The organism is Ruminococcus bicirculans (ex Wegman et al. 2014), from assembly GCF_000723465.1.
Taxonomy (GTDB): Bacteria; Bacillota; Clostridia; order Oscillospirales; family Ruminococcaceae; genus Hominimerdicola; species Hominimerdicola aceti.
On sequence record NZ_HF545616.1, the window covers coordinates 1,871,822 to 1,894,100 of the forward strand.

Here is a 22,279-nt window from a genome sequence, read left to right on the forward strand (position 1 = left end):
CATATGGGAGTAGTACCTAAAAAGACAAAAGCGGAACAGCGTATCTTCCGCCATATCAACCTTACAAAAATAGTCGGATTGATAGTAACACTAATGGTGTCATCACAGTTAGCCAATATCATGGTAAGTCCCAAACTAGGCATTCCATTTATCATATTCTGTAGTGTGATATTTCTCATAATGAGCGGAAAAAGCCCCTCTGATCCATGCAAAAGCTTTGCTGAAGCATGGCTTGAGTGGCTCAGTTTCCTAATGACAAATAAAACTCTGCATAAGCACCAAGGAAGGAGAACAAAAGAATGAAAAAGAAATCATCGACATTGAAAAGTAAAACCGAAACTTTCAAAGGCTTTGCGAGAGAAAAAAAGACCGAAAAGCTGAAAGATGATCCGTCAAGCATAATGTCACGTCTGTCATTTGAAAGCATACATAACGGAATAGTCGAGCTGAAAGTAAAAGGCAAGCCGCTCAAAATGGGCGTGCTTGCAGTATCGGGAATGGATATATTTGACCTTAATGACTATGACCGCAACACTGTTTTCAATAATTTTGCGAAAGCAACATTATCCATAGGCACAGGTCACAAGTATGTTTTCACATCAAAAACGCCATATCTTGCTAACCAAAAAGCTTTTATAAAATACAAAAGTCAGCAAAGCATAAACAGATATTCCGAATATCTGCTCAACGAACAGTACGAGCTGTTTGACAGCTTTGAGAGCAGCCATTTTGACAGGATGGCGTATCTTTTCATATACTCCGATGACGAGAAGAAAATCTATAACGGTGCACAACGTTTTATCAGCCATATGCGAGATATAGACGTATCGTGGTGTTCCGATGATGAAATAATCGTCACGCTTAACAAGCTTATCTGTCTGAATACAGAAAATCAGCAGCTATCTGAAAAAGGCAGCCTGAATGAGATTATTTTACCTGAGAAGATAACTTTTCGACCTAATTACTACAAAGTAAATGATGTATATGCACAGACGATAGTTGTTTATGATTATGCAGCGGAAATCGATGACCTCAAGCTGGCTCAAATGGTAATACTATCTGATGATACCATAGTATGGGATATAAGCATATCTGAAAAGGATAAAGTCATAGATGAGATAAGTGCATCCTTGCGCGAGTTAGAGTCACGAGGAGGAATTATTCAAGACGCTGCCGATAAGATAGATACAAATACCGAGTATCAAAAGCTTGAGATCATTTATCAGAACATAAAAAACGGCAATGAGCAGATATATTATGTTACGCTCAGGTACATTCTGAAAGACGCCTCACTTAGCTCCTTGAGCAAGCGTTCAAAAGAGCTAATCCATGAGCTGCAGCTCAGTGGTCTGTCTGCGTATATACCGACAAATACCACACAGCATGAGTTTCTTTCTGTTATCGATGATAAAAGCAACACTATTCAGACACCGTTTCCTGTTTTTGATACACTGTCAAGGCAGTTTCCTTTCTATTATCAGTCACATATCGATGATACAGGACTTTTCTTTGGATTCACGGAAACAGGCGGTTTGAATATTCTAAACACGTTTAAAAGGACAAAGACCCGTAACTCATTCGATCTGCTTGCGTTTGGTCTGAAGGGCGGCGGAAAATCAGTTACTTTCAAATCAATGCTTGAGGATCAGCTGCTTTTGGGCAATAAAGTAATGGTACTCGATATCGAAAGTGAATATCAGCCTATGGCTAAAGTTTACGGCGGACAGACAATAAAAATCAACAGCAGCTCAAAAATAAATCCCCTTCAAATATGCAAGGTAGTCGATGCAAGAGTTGATGATGAAATCTCACCTGAGGACGAGGCAAGAGAGAATTTTGCCACAGAGATGTCACGAATACGCACTTTTATGTCTATGTATATACCTGAAATAGATATGTATACTATGGAAATCTTCATGGATCTTGTGACAGAATGTCTATCTGACAAGGGCATTTTCCCCGAAACAGATATAACACTTTTTGAGCCTGATAAGTTTCCCTGCTTTACCGATGTGAACAACAAAGTCACTGAAAAGCTGTCACAAACGGATTCACTGCCTAAAAGAAAATATGACGCATACTGTAATATACAAGTATACATAAAGCAGCTTTGCGGCAAGGGTGCATACGCCGGTATGTTTGACGGAGTAACGAACATTGATGTAAAAAGCAACGATCTTATCATCTTCGATGTTAAGAGCATCAGTGAAATGGCTGACAATGTTTATAACGCACAGTTGTTCAACATACTCACTATAATGTGGGCTACCATATGCAAAAACATAGGATATAATCAAAACGTTATCAATCCATGGGACATGCGAAACGTTGTGTGCCTTATTGATGAAGCACACCGTTTCATTTCCGTAAAATACCCTCAGGTAACGGAGTTTATAGAAAAACTATGTCGCCGTACACGAAAATATTTTGCAGGGCTATGGTTCGCAACGCAGTCGATACTTGACTTTATCCCAGACGGAAATCTTGCGGCAGCCGGCTCGATCAAGGTTATTTTCTCACTTGTCCAGTACAAAATGATACTCAAACAATCGCCGGAAAGCATTGAAATTCTTCATCAAGCCTTTCCTCGTTTTTCATATGCAGAGCTCAGAGAAAGCACAGCATTTGAACCGGGACAAATGCTTTTGTCGTTGGACTCGGACAGAGATAAGCTCCATTGCAGAAGAATAGTCGGAGCAAGACAGCTATTGTATATGGGCAATGCTCAGGACAGGATCGAGATCATACACAACTGCTTTTCTCATTATTATAATGAGCACACTAAGCAGGAATACGGTCTTATGCTGAGAAAAATGGACGCTGATTATTTCAGAAAATGCTTTCTTGCAGAAACATATTCTTACCTAAAAATCGAACAGCACATAAGCCAATATATCGACACTGTGATCATTCAAATGGTTGATAATCTTATAAAAGAACTTCTTCAGGCAGCTGGAACGGAGGCGACAAGATGAAAGTAGTAAGTCCAAAAGCGAGCAGTAAAATATATATGATATTCACTATTGTTACTGCTGTTCTGGCTGTTTTGTTTCTCACATCCAACAGTTGGATAACCTCACTTACATACAAAAGCAAAAGCAACGGCTATAACAAAACAATGTCACTTAACGGCTATAATATCAAGGTGACAGACGCAGCGTATTACGACAATGTATGCGAATTTGTCATAAAGTGCCGCATTTCAGGGTCTGACACTGGAGCTACATATCCTGAGGTTACGGCTGTAAATTTTGACGACGACCTTACAGATCATAAGTTCACAGCAGGCAATAAGTATGACGATTATTCAAGAAAAATCACAGTAAAAAATCCGCCGTCGAATTTCAAAATAATGCGTGTGGTTATTAAAACTTCTATGCCTGACACAAAATATGATGACGCATATGACGAGTTTGGTGAGAAGATACCGGCGCACACCGAAAAAGGGAAAACTATCACACTTAGAGTAACTATAGACAGAAAAGATATGCAGACCCACGCCGTGAAAATAGTTCCGGGGTACTCTGAGGAAAGCTCAAATGCAAACACAACAAGCGGTTTATACAACTCTGAAACATCTAAAATCACGAGCCAACAAGCTGTAGCAGTGACAACACAAGCTACAGCACCAACCACACATGATCTGAGTGAAAAGGCTGCCGAAGCATCTCAAACGAGCAGGACTACCACGGAGAAACGACAGCCTGCAACAGCAGAAATGAACACGCAGCCTGCCGAAACAAAGGATTACAATGAGCCTGCATATGCGCCGCCGCAGACCACCGGCACGACACATAATGAGCCTGCATGTGCACCACCGCAAACCACAGCAGCAACACATAATGAGCCTGCACAAGCTGAAACCACCACAACACAGGCAAGGGTATATTCCATAAAACTCACAACAGAATTTGAGTACAATGACGTTCAGATTAAGATAGGCGAACACACTCAGCTTCGTGCAGAAGTCAAACCCGATAACGCCGTAAATAAAAACGTAAAATGGGAAAGCAACCGTTCGGACATAGCAACAGTTGACAGCAATGGAAGGGTCACAGCAGTTGCAAAAGGCAAAGCTATCATATCCGCAGTAACAGAAGATAAGGGCTTGCAGGCAAGCTGTATGGTGACCGTCAAGGAATAGAAAAGAGGTAATAAAAATGCTATTTAACAACTCGTCAAATAAAATAAGAATCATAGGATTCTTAGTTTCAGAAGTAAAAATCATCAATGACTATGCAATAGAATTTCTTATAGCCGTACCGAGAAAAGTCAAAAAAGGAGAGCAAGGATTTAATGATGTTTTCACTGTATATGCCAACGAGGCAAGCACGATCTCCTTTGCAAAAAATCATTTGCACAAAGGCTGTGTAGTAGTTGTAAGGGGAGAATTGAGAACCTTTACGGACAAATCAGTGAAGATATGCAGCAGTGATATAACCATTTCGTCACAGAACAAGTGAGGTGAAAACGTTGGAGAATATTCTTTTTGAATACCCGGTACGAGAAGAAAACAGTTCATTAGATGAAGAATTTCAGGTGTTAAAAAAGCAGCTAACGAAGCTTAAATATGCCGTGATGATATCATCTTTTTGTGCATTGACAATGTATTTTTTATCTGCATTTTTTGCAAAAGCAGAACTGATTTTTTATTTTCTGACAGCACTTTTTGTGTTTATCGCAATGATAACAGGCAAGATTTTTGTGCGGTATCCTAAGCATCTTTTGCACATAAAAGCTACAGAAAATGAACTGCAGCTTGCTTACTATAAAGACAAAAAAAGCACACACACCTTTGCATATAGTGAAATAGAAGAAATACATTTTGCAGATAAAAGTTATACGGCTGTCTGTATTAAACGTGAGGGCAGAAAGCCGATATTGTTCGAGCTGAATAAGGATACACCTGAGCAGGGCTTTTTCCTTTTTACTATTCAGAAAATACTGCCTGCTGTTTGCAAAACAAACAGCAAAGAGATAGTAAAAAAATATGGTGATGAAGATGATTATTACAACAGAATTTACGAGGGGAATAATTAAAAATGGATATAAAAATAAGAAATATCTCTCCACAGGTCATAAGCGAGATAGACAAAATAGCCAAACAAGAGGGTGTTTCGCAAAACACCCTTTATAATAAAATCATTTCTGACTATGTCAAATGCAATGACGATTTTGTTATAAACATACTTCCTGCTATCGTTCGCTCGCTTGTAAACAGCGAGCTTGAACGCTTATCTGAGGGAGCAAAAACAACGATAAATAATGTGTATATTGCAGCACAAAAAATGATGAAAACAACAGAAAAAATTGATAATCTGCTTACAGAAACGCTTAAAAATTCAACAGAAAACTCAATTACAAATGAGGAAATTCTCAGGGTACTCGAAATTTCAGACAAAGATAATTCATAAATAGGGCGGTTTTGTTTACACAATAGAAATATATACAGATTATTGCAGCGATAAAAGTATATACTTTGGATATATTTTTACATAATAAGGGATATTTAATATATCCAAAAGATATATCGACCAAAAAAGCGGATATAAAAAGGATATATAATTGAAATGTCTACCAAAAAACGTATATCAAAAAGATATACTTATAAGTTGCATGGGGGTCATGGCAGCACACTTTAAACCTCGGTTTTACCGAGGTTTACAAACGGCGTGGGGGTCACGCCTTTATGCTCTTGAGCAACCGATTTTAACTTAGAGTAATAGAAATTAAATTCAAAATCAGAAAAGGACTGATAAAAATGCCTGTAAAAAAATTAATTACACTTACAGAGGAAAATTTTCAAAAACTGCAAGAGATACAACGCTTGCGAGGAATTACAACAACGAGCGGCTGCGTGACGGCATTGATAAATGACGCATACAATAGTGACCACGATAAAACCGCCGATGATACACAGCTGAGAGAGATCGCAGCAAGTGTAGATAAGCTGCTGATGATCGCACGAGAAAGCGAGAGTATGATATATCAGGAGCGTGACGGAATCAACACACTCCTGCATTTTTACGAGGTGCAGGAATATCAATCGGCAGACAAGCGACTGACAGACAGCAAGCCCCACGATGTGCTTAATAAGTCTGCTGAAAATTATCAGCAACTTGTGCACCGGCGATCACTCGACAAAGGTGTTTCGGCACTGCAGGATCAAGGCAATGAGGAGAATGACACTGAATGACCCCAAATATATTTCATAAATGCAAATTCGTGTACAGCTGGCGTATAAGCGGTGACGGCGGCACTGTGCTGTTTGACTTTCTCAGTTATATGCTGCGTCCAGAGGCGTTCGAGCCCAGCAAGCACGCTGATGAAATGGAATATGTATATTCGGAGTTCATACCAAACGAAAAGAGTCAGGCGAAGGATATAAAAAAAGAACGATCCTATGGAGCGTTTACAAGCACTAAAGATAATTTGACCGCCGCTGATCTGGATAAGATACGGCAGCAGGAACGAGCAAGCCGTTCAGAGGGCTGCCCTAAGTATGCAGGTGTTATATCATTTGATAATGCATATCTGCGAGAAAATGGTTTCATTGTAGGGAATCAGCTAGACAGACAAGCACTTGTGGATGCTGCACGAAAAGGCATTAACGCTATGATAGATAAGACACAAAAGCTTGATGCAAGCAACTGTTACTGGGTAGGTGCGATCCATGTAAACACAGGCAACGTACACATACACTATCAGCTTGTGGAATATCACCGGCTTGAAGACAGACGCATTACATACAAGAACAGAGGTCAGGACGATTTTGAGCAGGCAGCATTAGACGAACTAAAAAGAGTAATGACACACTGCATTGACAAGAGCATAGCAGCACAAGAGCTTACAAGATTTCAAAGAGATGTACTTGCTCCGAGCATCAAAAGTGAATTTGCAGGAAGTATTCAAAAAATAAATGCACTTATCGACAAGCTTCCTGATGACCTAAAAAACAGCGGCAATCAGTGGCGGTATGCAAAACAAAGTAAACCCATAAAAAACGAAATTCAAAGCTGCATACGGTCTGTAATATCTGAAAATACCACATTGAGTATTATGTTCGACACATATCTCCATAAGCTTGACGAAATACAAGCAACGTTGTTTCGCAAAAGGTACGGACAAAATTCAAGGTGGGCAAATTATAAAGAAAACGAGCTTAATGGCAAAAACGGAGACGGCAAAGACGGATTTTATTCACGAGTCGGCAATTCGTTTCTGAACATCTGCCGAGAATACTATATGACAAAGGACAAGAACATACAGATCGACAACAACATCCCAGAGCCGAAAACGTATCTGTCTGAAAAAGAAAGCGAAGGCTTTTCTGAGAAAAATGATTCTGACTACAACAACGGTATTTCCTCGCAGAAATCAAAAGTGTATCTGTCTGAAAATAAAAAAGATGATTTTGAGGATGCTATGCCTTATGACTCTTTAGAAAACTCTGATATCCCTGATGATTTGGAAATGTACCTATCTTCAAGAAATTATGATGAGTTGTATGAACCAAATGCTCCTGACTACAACTCGGATATTTTTCCGCAAGAGCCTGAAGCGTATCTGTCTGAAAATGATAAAAGCGATCAGGCAGTGGAACGTCTACGCATAGATTGGAGCAAGAACTATAAGCTTGCCCTCGACTATATGTACGGAAATGAACAGAACAAATCAGAAGTCATAAAGAAAGACCCCGAAAAAGCTTTTGAAATACTCTCAATAGAAAGCAAAAGTGGAAATATTATCGCAACATATGACATAGGCAAGCTTTATGACAGCCAAATGCTAAAATCCAATGACGGCGATACATTAAGTCAGCAATATTACAGCAAAGCCTTTGAAGATTTTCACAAGCTGCTGTCCATAGTAAGCATGAGTGATGACAAACGTGATAATTGGACAAAATCCTATCTCAACTATCGTATAGGTAAAATGTACGAATATGGGCTTGGCGTTACTCAAGACTATAGCTCAGCTATAGAGCATTATAAGCTGTCTGAAAATAAATATGCTTATTTTGCTCTCGGAAACATATACAAATACGGCTCTGGTGTTGAAACAGACTATGCCAAAGCATTTGACTATTATATGCGCTCACTAAGCAGCAAAGGCGGAATGCCGTTCGCAAGTTATGCCGTAGGACAAGCTTATGAACTGGGACAAGGAGTAGAAAAAGACCTATCATGTGCGCATAATTTTTACGCTGAAGCTTTAAAAGGTTTAGAGAAAGTATTCACGAAAAACCATGACGATAATATCAGCTACAAGATAGGTATGATGTATCTGAATGGCAAAGGAACGGATATAGACCTTGAATGTGCTGAAAAATATCTGCTGCTCTCGGCAGACTCCAATAACTATAAAGCACAATATATGCTCGGTAAGCTCTATCAGAGCGACAACAAAATTGATCTACAAAAGGCTGAAAAAGTTCTGCTAAAGGGTGCTGAGAACGCACAAGATAAAGCAGGATTGTGTGAATATAGTCTTGGTAAGCTGTATCTTTCACAAGAGAGATACGACAAGGCGGCATCATACTTAGAACGTTCAGCAGCAAAAGATAATTACTATGCAGCATACACTCTCGGAAAACTGTATCAAGAGCAATTTAACGATAATACACAGGCTGAGAAATACCTTATTCAAGCTGCCGATCACAAAGACGATACTATGGGTATAGCAGCTTATCGCCTTGGCAAGCTGTATTTAGCTCAAGAAAAATTCACAGATGCTGCTGCGTACCTTCAACGATCTGCGGCAAAAGACAACTATTTCGCCGCCTATGCTCTCGGAAAGCTGTATCAAGAGCAATTTAACGATAATACACAGGCTGAGAAATATCTTATTCAAGCTGCCAATCACAAAGACGATACTATGGGTATAGCAGCTTATCGCCTTGGCAAGCTGTATCTGTCTGAAAATAACAGACGAAAAGCATTGCAGTATTTCACGAATGCCGCTGACAAAGATAGCATACCTGGAATGTATGCTGCAGGAAAAATTCTTCTTGACAGCAAAAAAACAACAGAAGTTTCAAAAGGGATACGCTATCTTTCATCAGCCGCCGATAAGGACTTTGAGCCTGCGATATACACTCTGGGCAAATATTATAGCTCATTCAATAATACAAAAGCTAAAGAATACCTTAAGCGTTCTGCGTTTGAATACAACAATCCAAATGCCCAGTATATACTTGGCAAAGTGTATCTGTCTGAAAACAAGCACAAAATGGCTGAGGATTGCTTTCGCAGATGTGCTTTAAACGGCAATGACAGCGGTCAGCTCGCATATGGATTAATGCTGCTCCGTGACGGTCAGAACAAAGCTGCATTTCAATGGCTGAGAAAGTCAGCACGCTCAGGCAATGACATTGCTAAAAAGATAATAAGCGGTAAAAAAGCGGATATACCATTTGAGTTCAGACTTGCAGGCTGTATGCAGGCGCAGAGGACACTTCTTCATAAATCATCAAGTATGCTGCGCAACGCCCTTAAATCTGAGGAAGCAAAAACCTCACGTCTTATGAGAGAATTTGAGATCGAGCAGGAAATGGAGAAAGCAAAAGAACAATATCATAGCATATAAAGGGGAACTAATATGGATCTTGAAAAACTTAAGCACATAAAAAATCTTATCATCGCAAAAATTCTTTTTGTATTTGGCTGGATCTATGATTTTGCTATGCGTATTTTAAATGCGGTGAATAAAACACCTATTGAAAAAGACAAAGACCGCCGAAATGTCAGAATAAAACAATTTGCAATAGCTACATCGATACTATATGTGATCTTTAACAGCATTTTCATCTATGTTATAAAGTCATTGAGAAGTATAAGCACCGTCAATGGCAGTGCAGATTATTCAAAAACGCACTTTATGCCGTGGAATATCATTGTTCCACCCGGATTTATGATGTTCATTTTTGAGTTGATTCTTTCTCTTATAGTTGGTCTGGGAATAACGGTAAAGCTGCATACACTCTACCGAATGAAAAATGACAGCAAGAACGTTAAGGGTGACAACAAGTTTATGGAGGACAACGAACTGTTAGATCATTTTCTGGCAGTGCCTATGGATAACATCACTTCAGCCGAAAAGGCAGGAATGCTCATAGGAGAAAGCAACGGCGTCTACTACATCGAACCGGGCACATACAACACAATGACCGTAGGTGCACCACGTTCCGGCAAGGGTGAATGCTATGTGCTGCCAAGCCTGAGGCTTATGGCGAATGCAAAAGAAAAGCCCTCTGTTATCGTTAATGATATGAAAGGCGAGCTGCTTGAACTGACCTATAAGGAATTTGCCAGAAACGGCTACAAGATAGTTACTCTTAACCTTATCGATACTGACCGTTCGGACTGTTGGAACCCTCTTCAGCTTATTATTGACGAGTACCTCACAGCTAAACACGGCAACAATGACTTGTCGCAGACTTCAAAGCTCGTCAGCTCATTCGCTCACTGCCTTACAGACGATACCCAGAGCGAGGCTATATGGACAGACTCCGCAAGGTCGCTGCTCAGTGCCCTCATATACTATTTCTTAGATAAAGGCTATGAGAAAAATGATATGTCCTGCGTTAATATGTTCAGTATCACAACATTCTTTACTGAATTTGGAATTTACAATACTGTTATCGAGGACGAAAGCGGTAACAAAAAAGAAGTCAACGCACTTGATGAACTGTTCAATGCGCTGCCTGTGGGCTGTCTTGCAAGAACATCCTATTCAACGTCAAAGTTCTCCCAGGGTGATACACGTTCTTCAATATACACTGTTCTCTCCGCAGACCTTGAGATATTCATGACGGATATGGGTGTTCAAAAGCTGACATCTAAAAATGAAATAAACTTTGCTGACCTTATCAATGAAGATCAGCCTTGCATAATATATATGCTCGTTCCATATGAGGAAAAATCACGATACGTTATCGCCTCGATGTTCGCAGATCAGTCATTTTTGTACCTCGCAAAACAGGCAAGAAAGTATCCGGACGGAAAGCTGCCAAGGAAAATAGAGTATATGTATGACGAGTTCGGACAAATGACTAAGCTGCCTGATCTCAGCAGTAAAATGAATGCCTCACCCGGTGCTAACATTCTTTTCAATCTATTTCTTCAGGACTACGGACAGCTTAAGAAATATGAAAAAGAAGAAGATGGCATAAAAGGCGGCTGTAACATTCAGATATACATATTATCTCTTAATGGTAATACAAACAAAGCGTTTTCTGAAATGATAGGAAATGAAACAGTAAACTATTTGACCTTCAGCGGAAGCCTGTATGGATTTTTAGATCACCAAGGTGAACGAGTTGACAGCAAGGCGCTGCTCGATACAACACAGCTCTCAAAGCTGCCGTTCGGCACTGCTATTGTCAAAAAAATGCGATGTGAACCAATAAAGACCAATATTACACCATATCATCTGCTAACTAACAAAATGCCACGCATACCTATAGACGAACTGCCGATAAAATCACGCAACATTGACCTTTCCGCAGCAATGTATCCATATGACGAGCTTTGGGACAGTCTGGGCGTAATAGGTTATCAATACAGATTAGACAGCCTCAAAAAGACTGCTGAACGTGCTATGAATGACTACTATATGCAGCTAGGCAAGATAGACCAAATAAAGTCAGACGGCAGCACTGTGTCCGAAAGTATGTATAAGGCTGCACTTGAACTTGAGAAAAATGCCGGTGCGGCTCAACGGCAAGTCATAGAATATCAGCAACAGGTACAAAAGCTCAATGAGTTTCGTGCAAACGAGGCACGAAAGATCTTTGCAGAGGCATATGGAACAAGCGGCTCAGACGAAGAAGATGATTACACCGATCAGGACGAGCTCTATTTCCCAGGAGAATACCCGGACGATGGTCCGTATGTCGATATCACCGCCCTGCTATATAAGATCAACGGACTTGTAGGCAGCGAGCTTGGAGGATTTCTTTCAGATCAGAACTATGCCGCTGCAAGGGGCTACATAAAGAAAATACAGAAACGTCCTGATATACGCAGCAATTTTGTTGCCGATGAATGGGCGGCACTGGAACAATACATTAATAATGAGGAATTGAAAAATGCGAATACCTAACAGCTTTGTTACACGTTTTACACAGGCAGCAGACTTGAAGCTTGCCTGTGTATTCTATAGTCTTATCCACAAGAATACAAAAAGAAATCTGCTTGGCTATGAGATCACAGTCAAGCAGACAACTCTTGTGTCACTATGCGGCTTTTCGGTATCCACTGTTAAACGTGCGGCAAGTTCGCTGCTCAAGAGTGGATTTATCAAGTCCCAGAAGCGCCAAACAAATGCTCCTGGAAAACTTGGCACATATACATACACTATTGAAGCCGTATCTACAGCTTCTAAATATTTCACCATGGATAAAAAGCTCATAAGCAGATTGAACGGGAATGAATTCAGAGTGTACGCAATGTGCTGTAAGCTGGCTGACAGCTCGCACAAGAGCTTTTTTCAAAGCTATAATGATCTATCTCAGCTTCTAGGCATGAGCCGTCAGGACGTTCTCAGGACGATAGAAAAGCTTGTAAAAGGCAAATTCATTCGTAAGAAGAAAATCAGAACTCGTGCAGGTGATTTTACAGACAACACATATACTGTCTGCATATATGTTCATCACAGCAGAATAAAAAAAGCCTCCCGCCGCTCGAGCAGGAGGCAGAGCATTCATTGCTTTACAATGAACACACCCATTAAAAACACAAGTTCATTGTATAACAAAAAATCGGGTTTGTCAATAGGTTTTAAGAAAAAAATACGGCTTTCGGAGATTTTTTTCTTAAAAAGGGGTAGTGGGTAAAATGAACTGTCTATAACTGACCCATTCTTGATTATCTGTCTGAAATCAAATAATTGATTTTGGTTTATATACTTAGTTATTATCAAAGTTATTGATGAGTATTTGTTTTTTTATGTGAAATTCGCTTTTTTCTTTCAGACAGATATCAATTCAAGCTGTCAAAATGCCTGTTTTTGTAATATAATTAATTTATTATATCAAAAAAAGGGGATCATTATGACTATCGAAGAACTAATTGACGAAAAAACAAAACTTGAAAAACTTGTAATACAGCTTGCAGAAGAAAACCAACAGCTTAAGGACAAGTTGTCGGCTAAAAAAGCTAGTGACACTCCGTTCGCCGATCTGCTTGAAACGTGGCTGCACAACAAAAAAATATCTGTAAAAGCCAACACATATGAAGCTTACTGCACCCAGATCAATCATCACCTTGTGCCGTATTTTCGCAGTAAGGGTACAATGCTTTCTCAGCTCACGCCAGCAGTGCTTGAAGAATATTATTTCACAAAGCTTCAATCAGGCTTATCAGGCTCAACCATAAGGAAACATCATTCAAACATCAAGATGGCGCTGAAATTTGCCGTAAAGAACGGATTGACAGACCACAATGCAGCCTTGCTTGCGGAGCTTCCCTGCACTGACCGTTACTGTGGAAATTTCATAAGTACAGATCAATTTGAGATAATTCTTAACAAGGTCAAAAATACTGACCTCTACACGCCTGTGTTTCTAGCAGGAACTATGGGACTCAGACGCAGCGAGGTTCTGGGACTGCGTTGGTCAGACATAAACTTTGAAACGCAGACTATGTGCATACAGCATACTGTAGTCAAATGCATTAAAGATCACAAGATAACTTTGGTGTTTTCAGACGTTCCAAAAACCAGAGCAAGCCGCAGAACCTTGCCTCTCCCCTCAGGCGTGCTCAGATACCTCAAGGAACTTAGGCGCAGGCAGTGCGATAATTACACGGCTCATCGTGACAAGTATTCACGAGAATATCTTAAATACATATGCGTTGACGATATGGGGCTGATCGTCAAGCCCGACGATCTGTCTGTTGGTTTCGGCAGGATAATGGCAGAAATGAATTTCCGCTGCCGTTTCCACGATCTTCGTCATACCTGTGCGTCACTGTTGGTTCAGCACGGCATTGAGCTAAAGTCCGTGTCGGTCTGGCTCGGTCACAGCAGCATAGCTGTCACTAGCGATATATACACGCACCTTACATATCGTGAAAAGCTGAAAGTCGCTGAAACGATCGACGAGTATATGAAAGATGTCAATGTGTCACCGTGACACATTAGATAAGCGACTTAGTTTTTAATACGTGTTGACAAAATACGTGCAATGTGATATAATATATATGGTGGTGATAGAATGACGTTCAAAGAAATGGATAGGCTACTTAAAGAAGCTGGATGGTATTATGACGGTGCAAGAGGTTCTCACTTCAAATATAAACATAAGAGTCAAAATGGAATCGTCATTGTTCCCAACCACAAAGGAGATATTCCAAAAGGAACGGCAAACGCAATTTTAAAACAGGCAGGGCTTAAATAAGCCCTTGCCTTGTTATCGATGAAAGGTGGTATAAATATGTTATCAATGTATCCGGCTTGTTTTTACAAAGAAAAAGAAGGTGGCTATTCTGTCATATTTCCTGTTCTCGGAATTGCCACTTGCGGCGATGACATCAATCAAGCTATGAGTATGGCAGTTGATTGCCTTGCCGGTTATTTGTATGAGTTAAAACTCAGCAAAGAAGAAGTTCCTGCTGCACCTGATATGGATAAGATCGACATCGATGCAGAATATAACGATTATGAAAGTGCTTTTGTAAATATGGTGACCGTCGATGTTGATGAGTATGCGAAAAAGCACTTTGAAAAGTCTGTCAAGAAAACTTTGACCATTCCCTCCTGGTTAAATGAACTTGCTGTTGCCAACGGCATAAATTTTTCGCAAGTTCTTCAGACTGCTCTTAAGGATAAGCTCAATGTGAATTAATAAATAAGAACGCTTATAAATATAATTCTATGCCGAAAGGATCACTATGACAAATTTTAATGATTTTCTTGATGAACAGTTAAAAGATCCTAAGCTCAAAGCGGAATATGACGCACTTGAACCTGAGTTCACAATAATTCAAACACTGATAGACGCTCGTAAAAAGAGCGGCATAACACAAAGTGAGCTTTCAAAGCTTACTGGAATTGCACAAGGCGATATAAGCAACATTGAAACAGGGAATGCCAATCCTTCAATAAAAACGCTTCAAAGACTTGCCGCTGCTTTAGGCAAAAAACTTAAAATAGAATTTGTATAAAAGAGCCCCTAGTGTGTCACGGTGACACACTAGGGGTCATTTTGCATTTATATATAAAAGATATATTCCCCACCATTAATTTCCGCAAAAGTATTGACAAATTGACAAAATGGTGGTATAATTAATATACAGAGGAAATTTAGAGGGCATAAAAAATTGCACCCTCTAAGGCTTATAAACTCTTGGAGGAGATTATAAGCCCAGCAGCACAGATGTTCACAGCAACTGTGGAGCTTTCAGAGAATGCTATCCTCGTGCTCTATTATAGCACGTTGGAAATAGATTGTCAAGGGCTTTTCACGATGTCAAACATCTGGAAAGCTCTTTTTGCTTTTAGCTGCTGATTCAACTCGTCAAAAATGCAGCTTGAAAATCGAATATCGTAAGTCCTCAAATAAGATTGAGATGAGGTCAACTGATGTGAAACACAAGCACAACAAGACATTGAGTTGTCTTTAAGTCGCTTAGAGCCATGACGTTCGTTACTGTTCAATCACGCCGATCAGGCATTCTTGACATTACAGAACATGAACACGAGCCAGCCAGTAACAGTTAAGCTAACTGCAAGCCTATGTGCCGACGCCACTATGGATTAACATCAGATGATTCGCCCAAGCTCCACAATGTGCAGCTGCCTTGACAAGGTCTAAGAGCGAAACGAAACAAATGTCACAAAACATATCCTAGCTTGTTACTACAAGCTTTCATATATGCTCAGCAAGGATACTTAAAGATACTTGCTGAGGAAAGTCCACATTTTTTATATCCTGTGGATTTTCCTTTGTGAGTATCGAAAATGATTGGTGCGCCAGAAGGGACTCGAACCCCCGACCTACTGGTTCGTAGCCAGTCACTCTATCCAGCTGAGCTACTGGCGCATTCAACTCTAATATTATATCATATGCAAGCCCCTTTGTCAATGAGTTAATGGAATTTCTCTGCTTATTTTACAAAATGTTCACATCGTTTCTTGTAGCTTCACACCTTTATCCGCCCTTTAAATTCCATTGTTTTTCACACTTTTTGTCAATCAAGTGTTTGTAATCATTTGTAATACTTTTTCGGCAAACTGCTCTGTTTTTAACCGGAATTTTTGTAGATTATTTATCATTCTATGCCCTTGACTTATATTCTGATTGTGGTATAATAGTAAATGTTCAATATTATGTTATGACAAAAGCAGCCAACCACAATATATAGTGGTTGAGCAGGATAGAATGAAAGGAAGAGTATAGGTGAAGATAATAAAAAGAAGCGGCGCTGAGAATACGTTCGATAAGGAAAAGATAGAAAATGCCGTTGCGAAAGCTAATATCACTGTGGAGGAAAAGGATAGGCTCTCTGAGGGAGAAATAGGAGAGATAGCACAGAATATAGAGGACAAATGCTCTGAAATGAATAGGGCTATGGACGTTGAAACTATTCAGGACTGGGTGGAAGCCGATATCATGCGCCACGGCAAGTATACAGTGGCAAAGCATTATATCACATACCGCTATGAGCGTTCTATCGTCAGACAGGCTAATACTACTGACAAGCAGATACTTTCTCTTCTTAACTTCGAGAACGAGGAAGTCAAGCAGGAAAATTCCAATAAGAACCCTACTGTCAATTCAGTTCAGAGGGATTATATGGCAGGTGAAGTGAGCAAGGATATCACAAGAAGATTTTTGCTTCCTGACGATATAGTTGAAGCCCACGAAAAAGGTCTGATACATTTCCACGACGCCGATTATTTCGCTCAGCATATGCACAACTGCTGTCTTGTAAATCTTGAGGATATGCTCCAGAACGGCACTGTCATAAGCGAGGTCATGATAGAAAAGCCACACAGCTTCTCTACAGCCTGCAATATCGCTACACAATCTATCGCTCAGATAGCTTCTTCACAGTATGGCGGACAGAGTATCACACTTTCCCACCTTGCTCCGTTCGTTCAGATATCCCGTGATAAATACCGCCGTGAGGTAAAAAAGGAGTTCGCAGAGCTTAATATCCCTGCCGACGAGGATACTATAAATAAGGTAGCCGAAATGAGAGTAAAGGCTGAGATAGTTCAGGGCGTTCAGATGATACAGTATCAGGTCATCACTCTTATGACAACAAATGGTCAAGCACCTTTCGTTACTGTTTTCATGTACCTTGACGAAGTCCCTGAGGGGCAGACAAGAGATGACCTTGCGGCTATCATAGAGGAAATGCTCAGACAGCGTATCCAAGGCGTAAAGAACGAAAAGGGCGTTTATATCACCCCTGCGTTCCCTAAGCTAATATATGTCCTTGAAGAGGACAACATAAGAGAAGGCTCAAAATATTGGGAGCTTACAAAGCTTGCTGCAAAGTGTACCGCAAAGAGAATGGTTCCTGACTATATAAGTGAAAAGAAAATGAAGGAGCTTAAGGTAGACAAGAACGGCAATGGTCAGTGCTACCCTTGCATGGGCTGCAGAAGCTTCCTTACAACATATCTTGACGAAAACGGCAAGCCTAAATATTACGGCAGATTCAATCAGGGCGTTGTTACAATAAACCTTGTGGACGTTGCCTGCTCGTCATATAAGGATATGGATAAGTTCTGGAAGATATTTGATGAAAGACTTGAGCTTTGCAGACGTGCGCTTATGCTCCGTCACGAAAGACTTAAAGGCACTCCGTCAGACGTTGCGCCTATTCTTTGGCAGAACGGTGCATTGGCAAGGCTTAAAAAGGGCGAAACTATCGACAAGCTCCTGTTCGGCGGATATTCCACCATATCACTTGGCTATGCAGGTCTTTGCGAATGCGTAAGATACATGACGGGCAAGTCACACACAGACCCTTCAGCAACTCCTTTTGCACTTGAAGTTATGCAGCACCTTAATGACGCCTGCGCAAAGTGGAGAGCAGAAACAAACATAGATTTCAGCCTTTACGGCACGCCATTGGAGTCCACAACATACAAATTTGCAAGATGTTTGCAGAAGCGTTTCGGTGTTATCGAGGGTGTAACAGACAGAAACTACATCACAAACAGCTATCATATCCATGTTACCGAGAACATCGACGCATTTGACAAGCTCACCTTTGAGTCACAGTTCCAGGCTCTCTCACCAGGAGGAGCTATCAGCTATGTGGAAGTGCCGAATATGCAGAACAACATAGAGGCGGTCCTTGCAGTTATGCAGCATATTTACGACAACATCATGTATGCAGAGCTTAACACAAAGAGCGACTACTGTCAGAAGTGCGGTTTTGACGGTGAGATAAAGATAGTAGAAGATGACGGCAAGCTTGTATGGGAGTGTCCGAACTGCGGCAACAGAGATCAGAACACTCTGAACGTTGCAAGGCGCACCTGTGGCTACATCGGCACGCAGTTCTGGAATCAGGGCAGGACTCAAGAGATAAAGGAGAGAGTTTTGCATTTGTGATTTTTAGGAAAACCCAAAAATTTTTTTGAGCGATTTTCAAAAAAAGTGAACATTATAGCCGTTAAAACTCAAAAGTTCAAAAATCACAACTCGTCAAAAAAATGAACATTATAGCAAGGAAAACTCAAAAATTCAAAACTGCAAAATCCGAAAATAATGAACATTATTATTGACATAAAACAGCAAACAGCATATAACTATCGGGGCAATACAAAATCGTATTGCCCTGCGTTGTATGTATGAAAGGAGCGGAAAATGAATTATTGTGAGATAAAGAAAACCGATATCGCCAATGGCTCAGGAGTGAGGGTCACGCTGTTCGTATCAGGCTGCAGACACCACTGCAAGGGCTGTTTTCAGCCTGACACTTGGAACTTTGACTACGGCAAGCCTTTCACAGATACCACCGCAGACGAGATAATTAACGCCCTCTCAAAGGGCTATATAAAAGGACTTACGCTCCTTGGCGGCGAGCCTATGGAGCCTGAGAACCAGCCTGAGCTTACAAAACTCCTCCGCCGTGTGAAAACCGAACTTCCCGACAAGGACGTGTGGTGCTACACAGGCTGTACCCTTGAAACTGACCTGCTTGCAGGCTCAAAGTCACCATACAGAACGCAGTACACAGACGAAATGCTGAGCCTTATCGACTACCTCGTTGACGGCGAATTTGTTCTCGAAAAGAAAAACATCTCACTGAAATTCAGAGGATCTGAAAATCAGAGGATACTTCATAAAGAGGACGGGGTTTGGCTGCCTTGCGAAGATATGTAAAACAAAACCGCTCCCCGTGACATCACGAAGAGCGGTTATTTTTATTGCGTAGGTGCGACCTAAGGTCGCCCGCCTTGAAACTTTTATAAGATAACTCTACAGCCTTACTTTTCAGACTTTGTAAAGAATATCGCCTTTATAAGCTGGATAACGAGCATAGAGCCAAAGCTTAGAATGTATATCCATGCAAACTGCATACCTGTCATGTCTGCTATCTTGAAAAGTCCCTTGAGTTGTGGAACGAGCAGAACGGAGTTTAAAAATACCATTCCAAGACCGAACGCCATAAGACCGAACTTGTTGTTGAAAAAGTCCTTTGAGAAGATAACAGGACCTTTTTTCTTGCAGGAGAATCCGTGGAACAATCTTGCAGAGCAAAGCACTGCGAATGCCATCGTCATACCAAGAGCTGCGCTTGTCTTGTTTCCCATAAGGAAAGCCGAAGCTACTGCTATCGCTATAACTACGCCATACAATGCTATCTCGCCCAGGAAAGGACGTGTGAGTATAGATTCATTTGCGTTTCTCGGCTTGCGTTTCATGACCTCTTCGGAGTGAGGTTCAAGACCCAAACCGATAGCAGGAAGCGAGTCTGTGAGCAGATTAATAAACAGCAAATGTATTGCCGCAAACGGAACAGGAAGTCCAAGCAGTGAGTTGAAAAGCACCACAAGAATTGCCGCAAAGTTGCCCGAAAGCAGGAAGAGTATAGCCTTTTTAATGTTCTCGTAAATGTTTCTTCCGTTTCTTATCGCCTTGACTATAGTTGCGAAGTTATCGTCTGCAAGCACCATTGAGGCAGCGTCCTTCGATACTTCCGTACCTGTGATGCCCATTGCAACGCCCACATCAGCCTGCTTTAACGCAGGTGCGTCGTTCACTCCGTCGCCTGTCATGGAAACTATACAGCCGTTTGCCTGCCAAGCCTTTACGATCCTTATTTTATGCTCAGGTGTAACACGAGCGTAAACAGCCTTGTCCTTTACAAAGTCAACAAGCTCTTCGTCTGAATAAGCGTCAAGCTCGTGACCCTCAACAGCCTTTGAGTGGTCGTCAAGAATACCTATCTCACGGGCAATAGCCGAAGCCGTAACGATATGGTCGCCTGTTATCATGACTGGCTTTATGCCTGCCTTGCGGCATTCCGCAACAGCCGCCTTTGATTCCTCTCTCGGAGGATCCATCATAGCAATAAGACCGACAAACTCCAATCCGTCCTCGTCCTCTGGACATACGGTATCCTTGTCGAATTTTTTCTCTGCAAATGCAAGTATACGCAGACCTTTTTCCGAAAGCTCTGCCACACGCTGGGTTATAACAGCCTTTTCCTCGTCGCTTGAAGTTATCCTGTTTATAAGAACGTCAGCCGCACCCTTTACATATAGCACCTTTTCGCCGTCGATAACGTGCAGAGTTGACATAAGCTTTCTGTCTGAATCAAATGGTATCTCAGAAATTCTAGGGAGATCTTCCCTCACCTTGTCAGTGTCGATACCAAGCTTTGTGCCGAAGTTGATAAGAGCCGTTTCTGTAGGGTCGCCTATCTCAACGCCGTCTTTACAGCTTGAATCGTTGCAAAGGATCATGGCTCTTGACATTATCTTTGTTTTCTCATCATCAAGATCAACCGCGTCAGTGTCGATTATCCTGCCGTCTACCATTATTTTTCTAACTGTCATCTTGTTCTGTGTCAGTGTACCGGTCTTGTCAGAGCATATTACAGAAACGCTGCCCAAACCCTCAACAGCTTGAAGCTTTCTTATGATAGCGTTTTCCTTTGACATTTTCTGTGTGCCGAAAGAAAGCACAATAGTAACGATAGAGCTGAGAGCCTCAGGAATAGCCGCAACAGCAAGTGCGATAGCGAACATGAACGAATCCATAAGCTGGCCGCCACGAAGCATACTAAGTCCGAACACTACTGCACAGACAATAAGTATAGCAATGGAAAGCTTTTTGCCGAACTCGTCAAGCGTGTTCTGGAGAGGCGTTTTTCTCTCTGATGCGTTTTGGATAAGTGAAGCTATCTTGCCCACCTCAGTGTCCATACCAACCTCAGTGACAAGCATTTTTCCTCTGCCGTATGTGACAAAAGAGCCTGAATAAACCATGTTAGCACGTTCAGCAAGAGGCTTTTCGCCCTCTATATCGCTCATATCCTTGTCGATATTAACGCTCTCGCCTGTGAGTGCAGACTCGTTCACCTGTACAGAAGCGCACTCTACGAGCCGTCCGTCTGCACATATCTGGTCGCCCGCCTCGATAAGAAGAATGTCGCCCACTGCGATCTCCTCAGAGGGGATAATGACCTTTTCACCGTTACGAAGCGCCTTAGCCGTCGGTGCAGAAAGCTTTTTAAGGTTCGTCAGTGACTTTTCAGCCTTGACGGTCTGAACTGTACCCAAAATAGCGTTCATTGTGATAACAACGAGAATTACTGCACAGCTCTCAACATCTTTCATGAAAGCTGAAACTATCGCAGCAATAATGAGTATAAGCACAAGGAAGTCCTTATACTGCTCTAAAAATATCATTGGAATGGACTTTTTCTTGCCCTCCGTGATAACATTTCGTCCGAACTTTTCGCAGTTTTTCACTGCCTGCTCGGTTGAAAGACCATTTTCACCTGATGAAAACTCAGTGTAAAGCTGGTCAAGTTTTTTTTGATACTGCTTCATAAAATACCACCTTTTTTATTTTTTCCTGTAGTCGCTGCCGATATACCCTTCCAAGCCTCCTTTTCTCATAGGCTCAGTAAAATAAACGCATAAAAAATCGGCAAGACGTTTATTGGGTAAACTGCGCCTGTGGCAATTTAATCAATAAAAGTCTCGCCGTTTAGATATGCAGCGGTCCCTCATCGGAACGTACTGACGCAAACATAAACGGATCTCTCCGCCAGCTACTCTCTTTTACTATGAGGTTATT

Annotated in this window: 17 protein-coding genes and 1 tRNA gene; 16 read left to right on the plus strand and 2 right to left on the minus strand. The window is 41.2% G+C overall.

All coding sequences use genetic code 11. The features are described from left to right. Positions 1 to 3: 3 nt before the first annotated feature. From RBI_RS08665 to RBI_RS08730, 14 genes are all read left to right on the plus strand, one after another. Positions 4 to 303 (plus strand): hypothetical protein, encoded by a 300-nt coding sequence (locus RBI_RS08665; RefSeq protein ID WP_038672365.1) that lies wholly within the window; start codon positions 4 to 6, stop codon positions 301 to 303. Continuing rightward, entirely contained in the window at positions 300 to 2,975 is a 2,676-nt protein-coding gene (locus tag RBI_RS08670) for a VirB4 family type IV secretion system protein (protein WP_038672367.1), read from the plus strand. The genes RBI_RS08665 and RBI_RS08670 overlap by 4 nt, the downstream gene beginning before the upstream one ends. Beyond that, positions 2,972 to 4,144, plus strand: a complete 1,173-nt coding sequence (locus tag RBI_RS14200) for an Ig-like domain-containing protein (protein WP_051706708.1) — start codon at positions 2,972 to 2,974, stop codon at positions 4,142 to 4,144. Before RBI_RS08670 ends, RBI_RS14200 begins: the two co-directional genes overlap by 4 nt. Positions 4,145 to 4,160: 16 nt before the next feature. Then, on the plus strand, positions 4,161 to 4,463 hold the full coding sequence (locus tag RBI_RS08680) for a DUF3217 domain-containing protein (protein WP_038672369.1): 303 nt from the start codon (positions 4,161 to 4,163) through the stop codon (positions 4,461 to 4,463). A 10-nt stretch (positions 4,464 to 4,473) separates the two neighbouring features. Next, positions 4,474 to 5,040: a hypothetical protein gene (locus RBI_RS08685; protein WP_038672371.1), complete on the plus strand. Its 567-nt coding sequence runs from the start codon at positions 4,474 to 4,476 to the stop codon at positions 5,038 to 5,040. A gap of 2 nt (positions 5,041 to 5,042) precedes the next feature. Beyond that, positions 5,043 to 5,414 carry a hypothetical protein gene (locus tag RBI_RS08690; protein WP_038672372.1) on the plus strand — a complete coding sequence of 124 codons (372 nt, stop codon included), beginning with the start codon at positions 5,043 to 5,045 and terminating at the stop codon, positions 5,412 to 5,414. Between the two features lie 413 nt (positions 5,415 to 5,827). Then, entirely contained in the window at positions 5,828 to 6,196 is a 369-nt protein-coding gene (locus tag RBI_RS08695; protein ID WP_148303591.1) for a hypothetical protein, read from the plus strand. After that, positions 6,193 to 9,588 (plus strand): relaxase MobL, encoded by a 3,396-nt coding sequence (gene mobL, locus RBI_RS08700; RefSeq protein ID WP_038672375.1) that lies wholly within the window; start codon positions 6,193 to 6,195, stop codon positions 9,586 to 9,588. Before RBI_RS08695 ends, mobL begins: the two co-directional genes overlap by 4 nt. Positions 9,589 to 9,600: 12 nt before the next feature. Next, positions 9,601 to 12,105 (plus strand): VirD4-like conjugal transfer protein, CD1115 family, encoded by a 2,505-nt coding sequence (locus tag RBI_RS08705; RefSeq protein ID WP_038672377.1) that lies wholly within the window; start codon positions 9,601 to 9,603, stop codon positions 12,103 to 12,105. Further along, positions 12,092 to 12,838, plus strand: a complete 747-nt coding sequence (locus RBI_RS08710) for a helix-turn-helix domain-containing protein (RefSeq protein ID WP_038672379.1) — start codon at positions 12,092 to 12,094, stop codon at positions 12,836 to 12,838. Before RBI_RS08705 ends, RBI_RS08710 begins: the two co-directional genes overlap by 14 nt. A gap of 216 nt (positions 12,839 to 13,054) precedes the next feature. Then, entirely contained in the window at positions 13,055 to 14,137 is a 1,083-nt protein-coding gene (locus tag RBI_RS08715; RefSeq protein WP_038672381.1) for a tyrosine-type recombinase/integrase, read from the plus strand. A gap of 81 nt (positions 14,138 to 14,218) precedes the next feature. Further along, positions 14,219 to 14,401 (plus strand): type II toxin-antitoxin system HicA family toxin, encoded by a 183-nt coding sequence (locus RBI_RS08720; RefSeq protein WP_038672383.1) that lies wholly within the window; start codon positions 14,219 to 14,221, stop codon positions 14,399 to 14,401. A 36-nt stretch (positions 14,402 to 14,437) separates the two neighbouring features. After that, complete coding sequence (locus RBI_RS08725) at positions 14,438 to 14,848, plus strand: type II toxin-antitoxin system HicB family antitoxin (RefSeq protein WP_038672386.1); 411 nt, start codon at positions 14,438 to 14,440, stop codon at positions 14,846 to 14,848. A gap of 46 nt (positions 14,849 to 14,894) precedes the next feature. Further along, positions 14,895 to 15,167, plus strand: coding sequence for a helix-turn-helix domain-containing protein (locus tag RBI_RS08730; RefSeq protein WP_038672388.1), 273 nt, complete (start codon positions 14,895 to 14,897; stop codon positions 15,165 to 15,167). 801 nt (positions 15,168 to 15,968) lie between these two features. On the opposite strand, the gene RBI_RS08735 is transcribed toward RBI_RS08730, so the two are convergent. Then, positions 15,969 to 16,045, minus strand: a tRNA-Arg gene (locus RBI_RS08735). Positions 16,046 to 16,402: 357 nt separating this feature from the next. Between RBI_RS08735 and nrdD the strand changes: the two genes are divergently transcribed. Together nrdD and nrdG are read left to right on the plus strand one after the other, a co-directional pair. Beyond that, positions 16,403 to 18,577 carry an anaerobic ribonucleoside-triphosphate reductase gene (nrdD, locus tag RBI_RS08740; RefSeq protein WP_022287606.1) on the plus strand — a complete coding sequence of 725 codons (2,175 nt, stop codon included), beginning with the start codon at positions 16,403 to 16,405 and terminating at the stop codon, positions 18,575 to 18,577. Positions 18,578 to 18,832: 255 nt separating this feature from the next. Further along, complete coding sequence (gene nrdG / locus RBI_RS08745) at positions 18,833 to 19,351, plus strand: anaerobic ribonucleoside-triphosphate reductase activating protein (RefSeq protein WP_038672390.1); 519 nt, start codon at positions 18,833 to 18,835, stop codon at positions 19,349 to 19,351. A gap of 104 nt (positions 19,352 to 19,455) precedes the next feature. Here the strand turns inward: nrdG and RBI_RS08750 are convergent, their stop codons facing one another. Then, a complete protein-coding gene (locus RBI_RS08750) occupies positions 19,456 to 22,029 on the minus strand; it encodes a cation-translocating P-type ATPase (RefSeq protein WP_038672392.1) in 2,574 nt (857 codons plus the stop codon). Positions 22,030 to 22,279 lie beyond the last annotated feature (250 nt).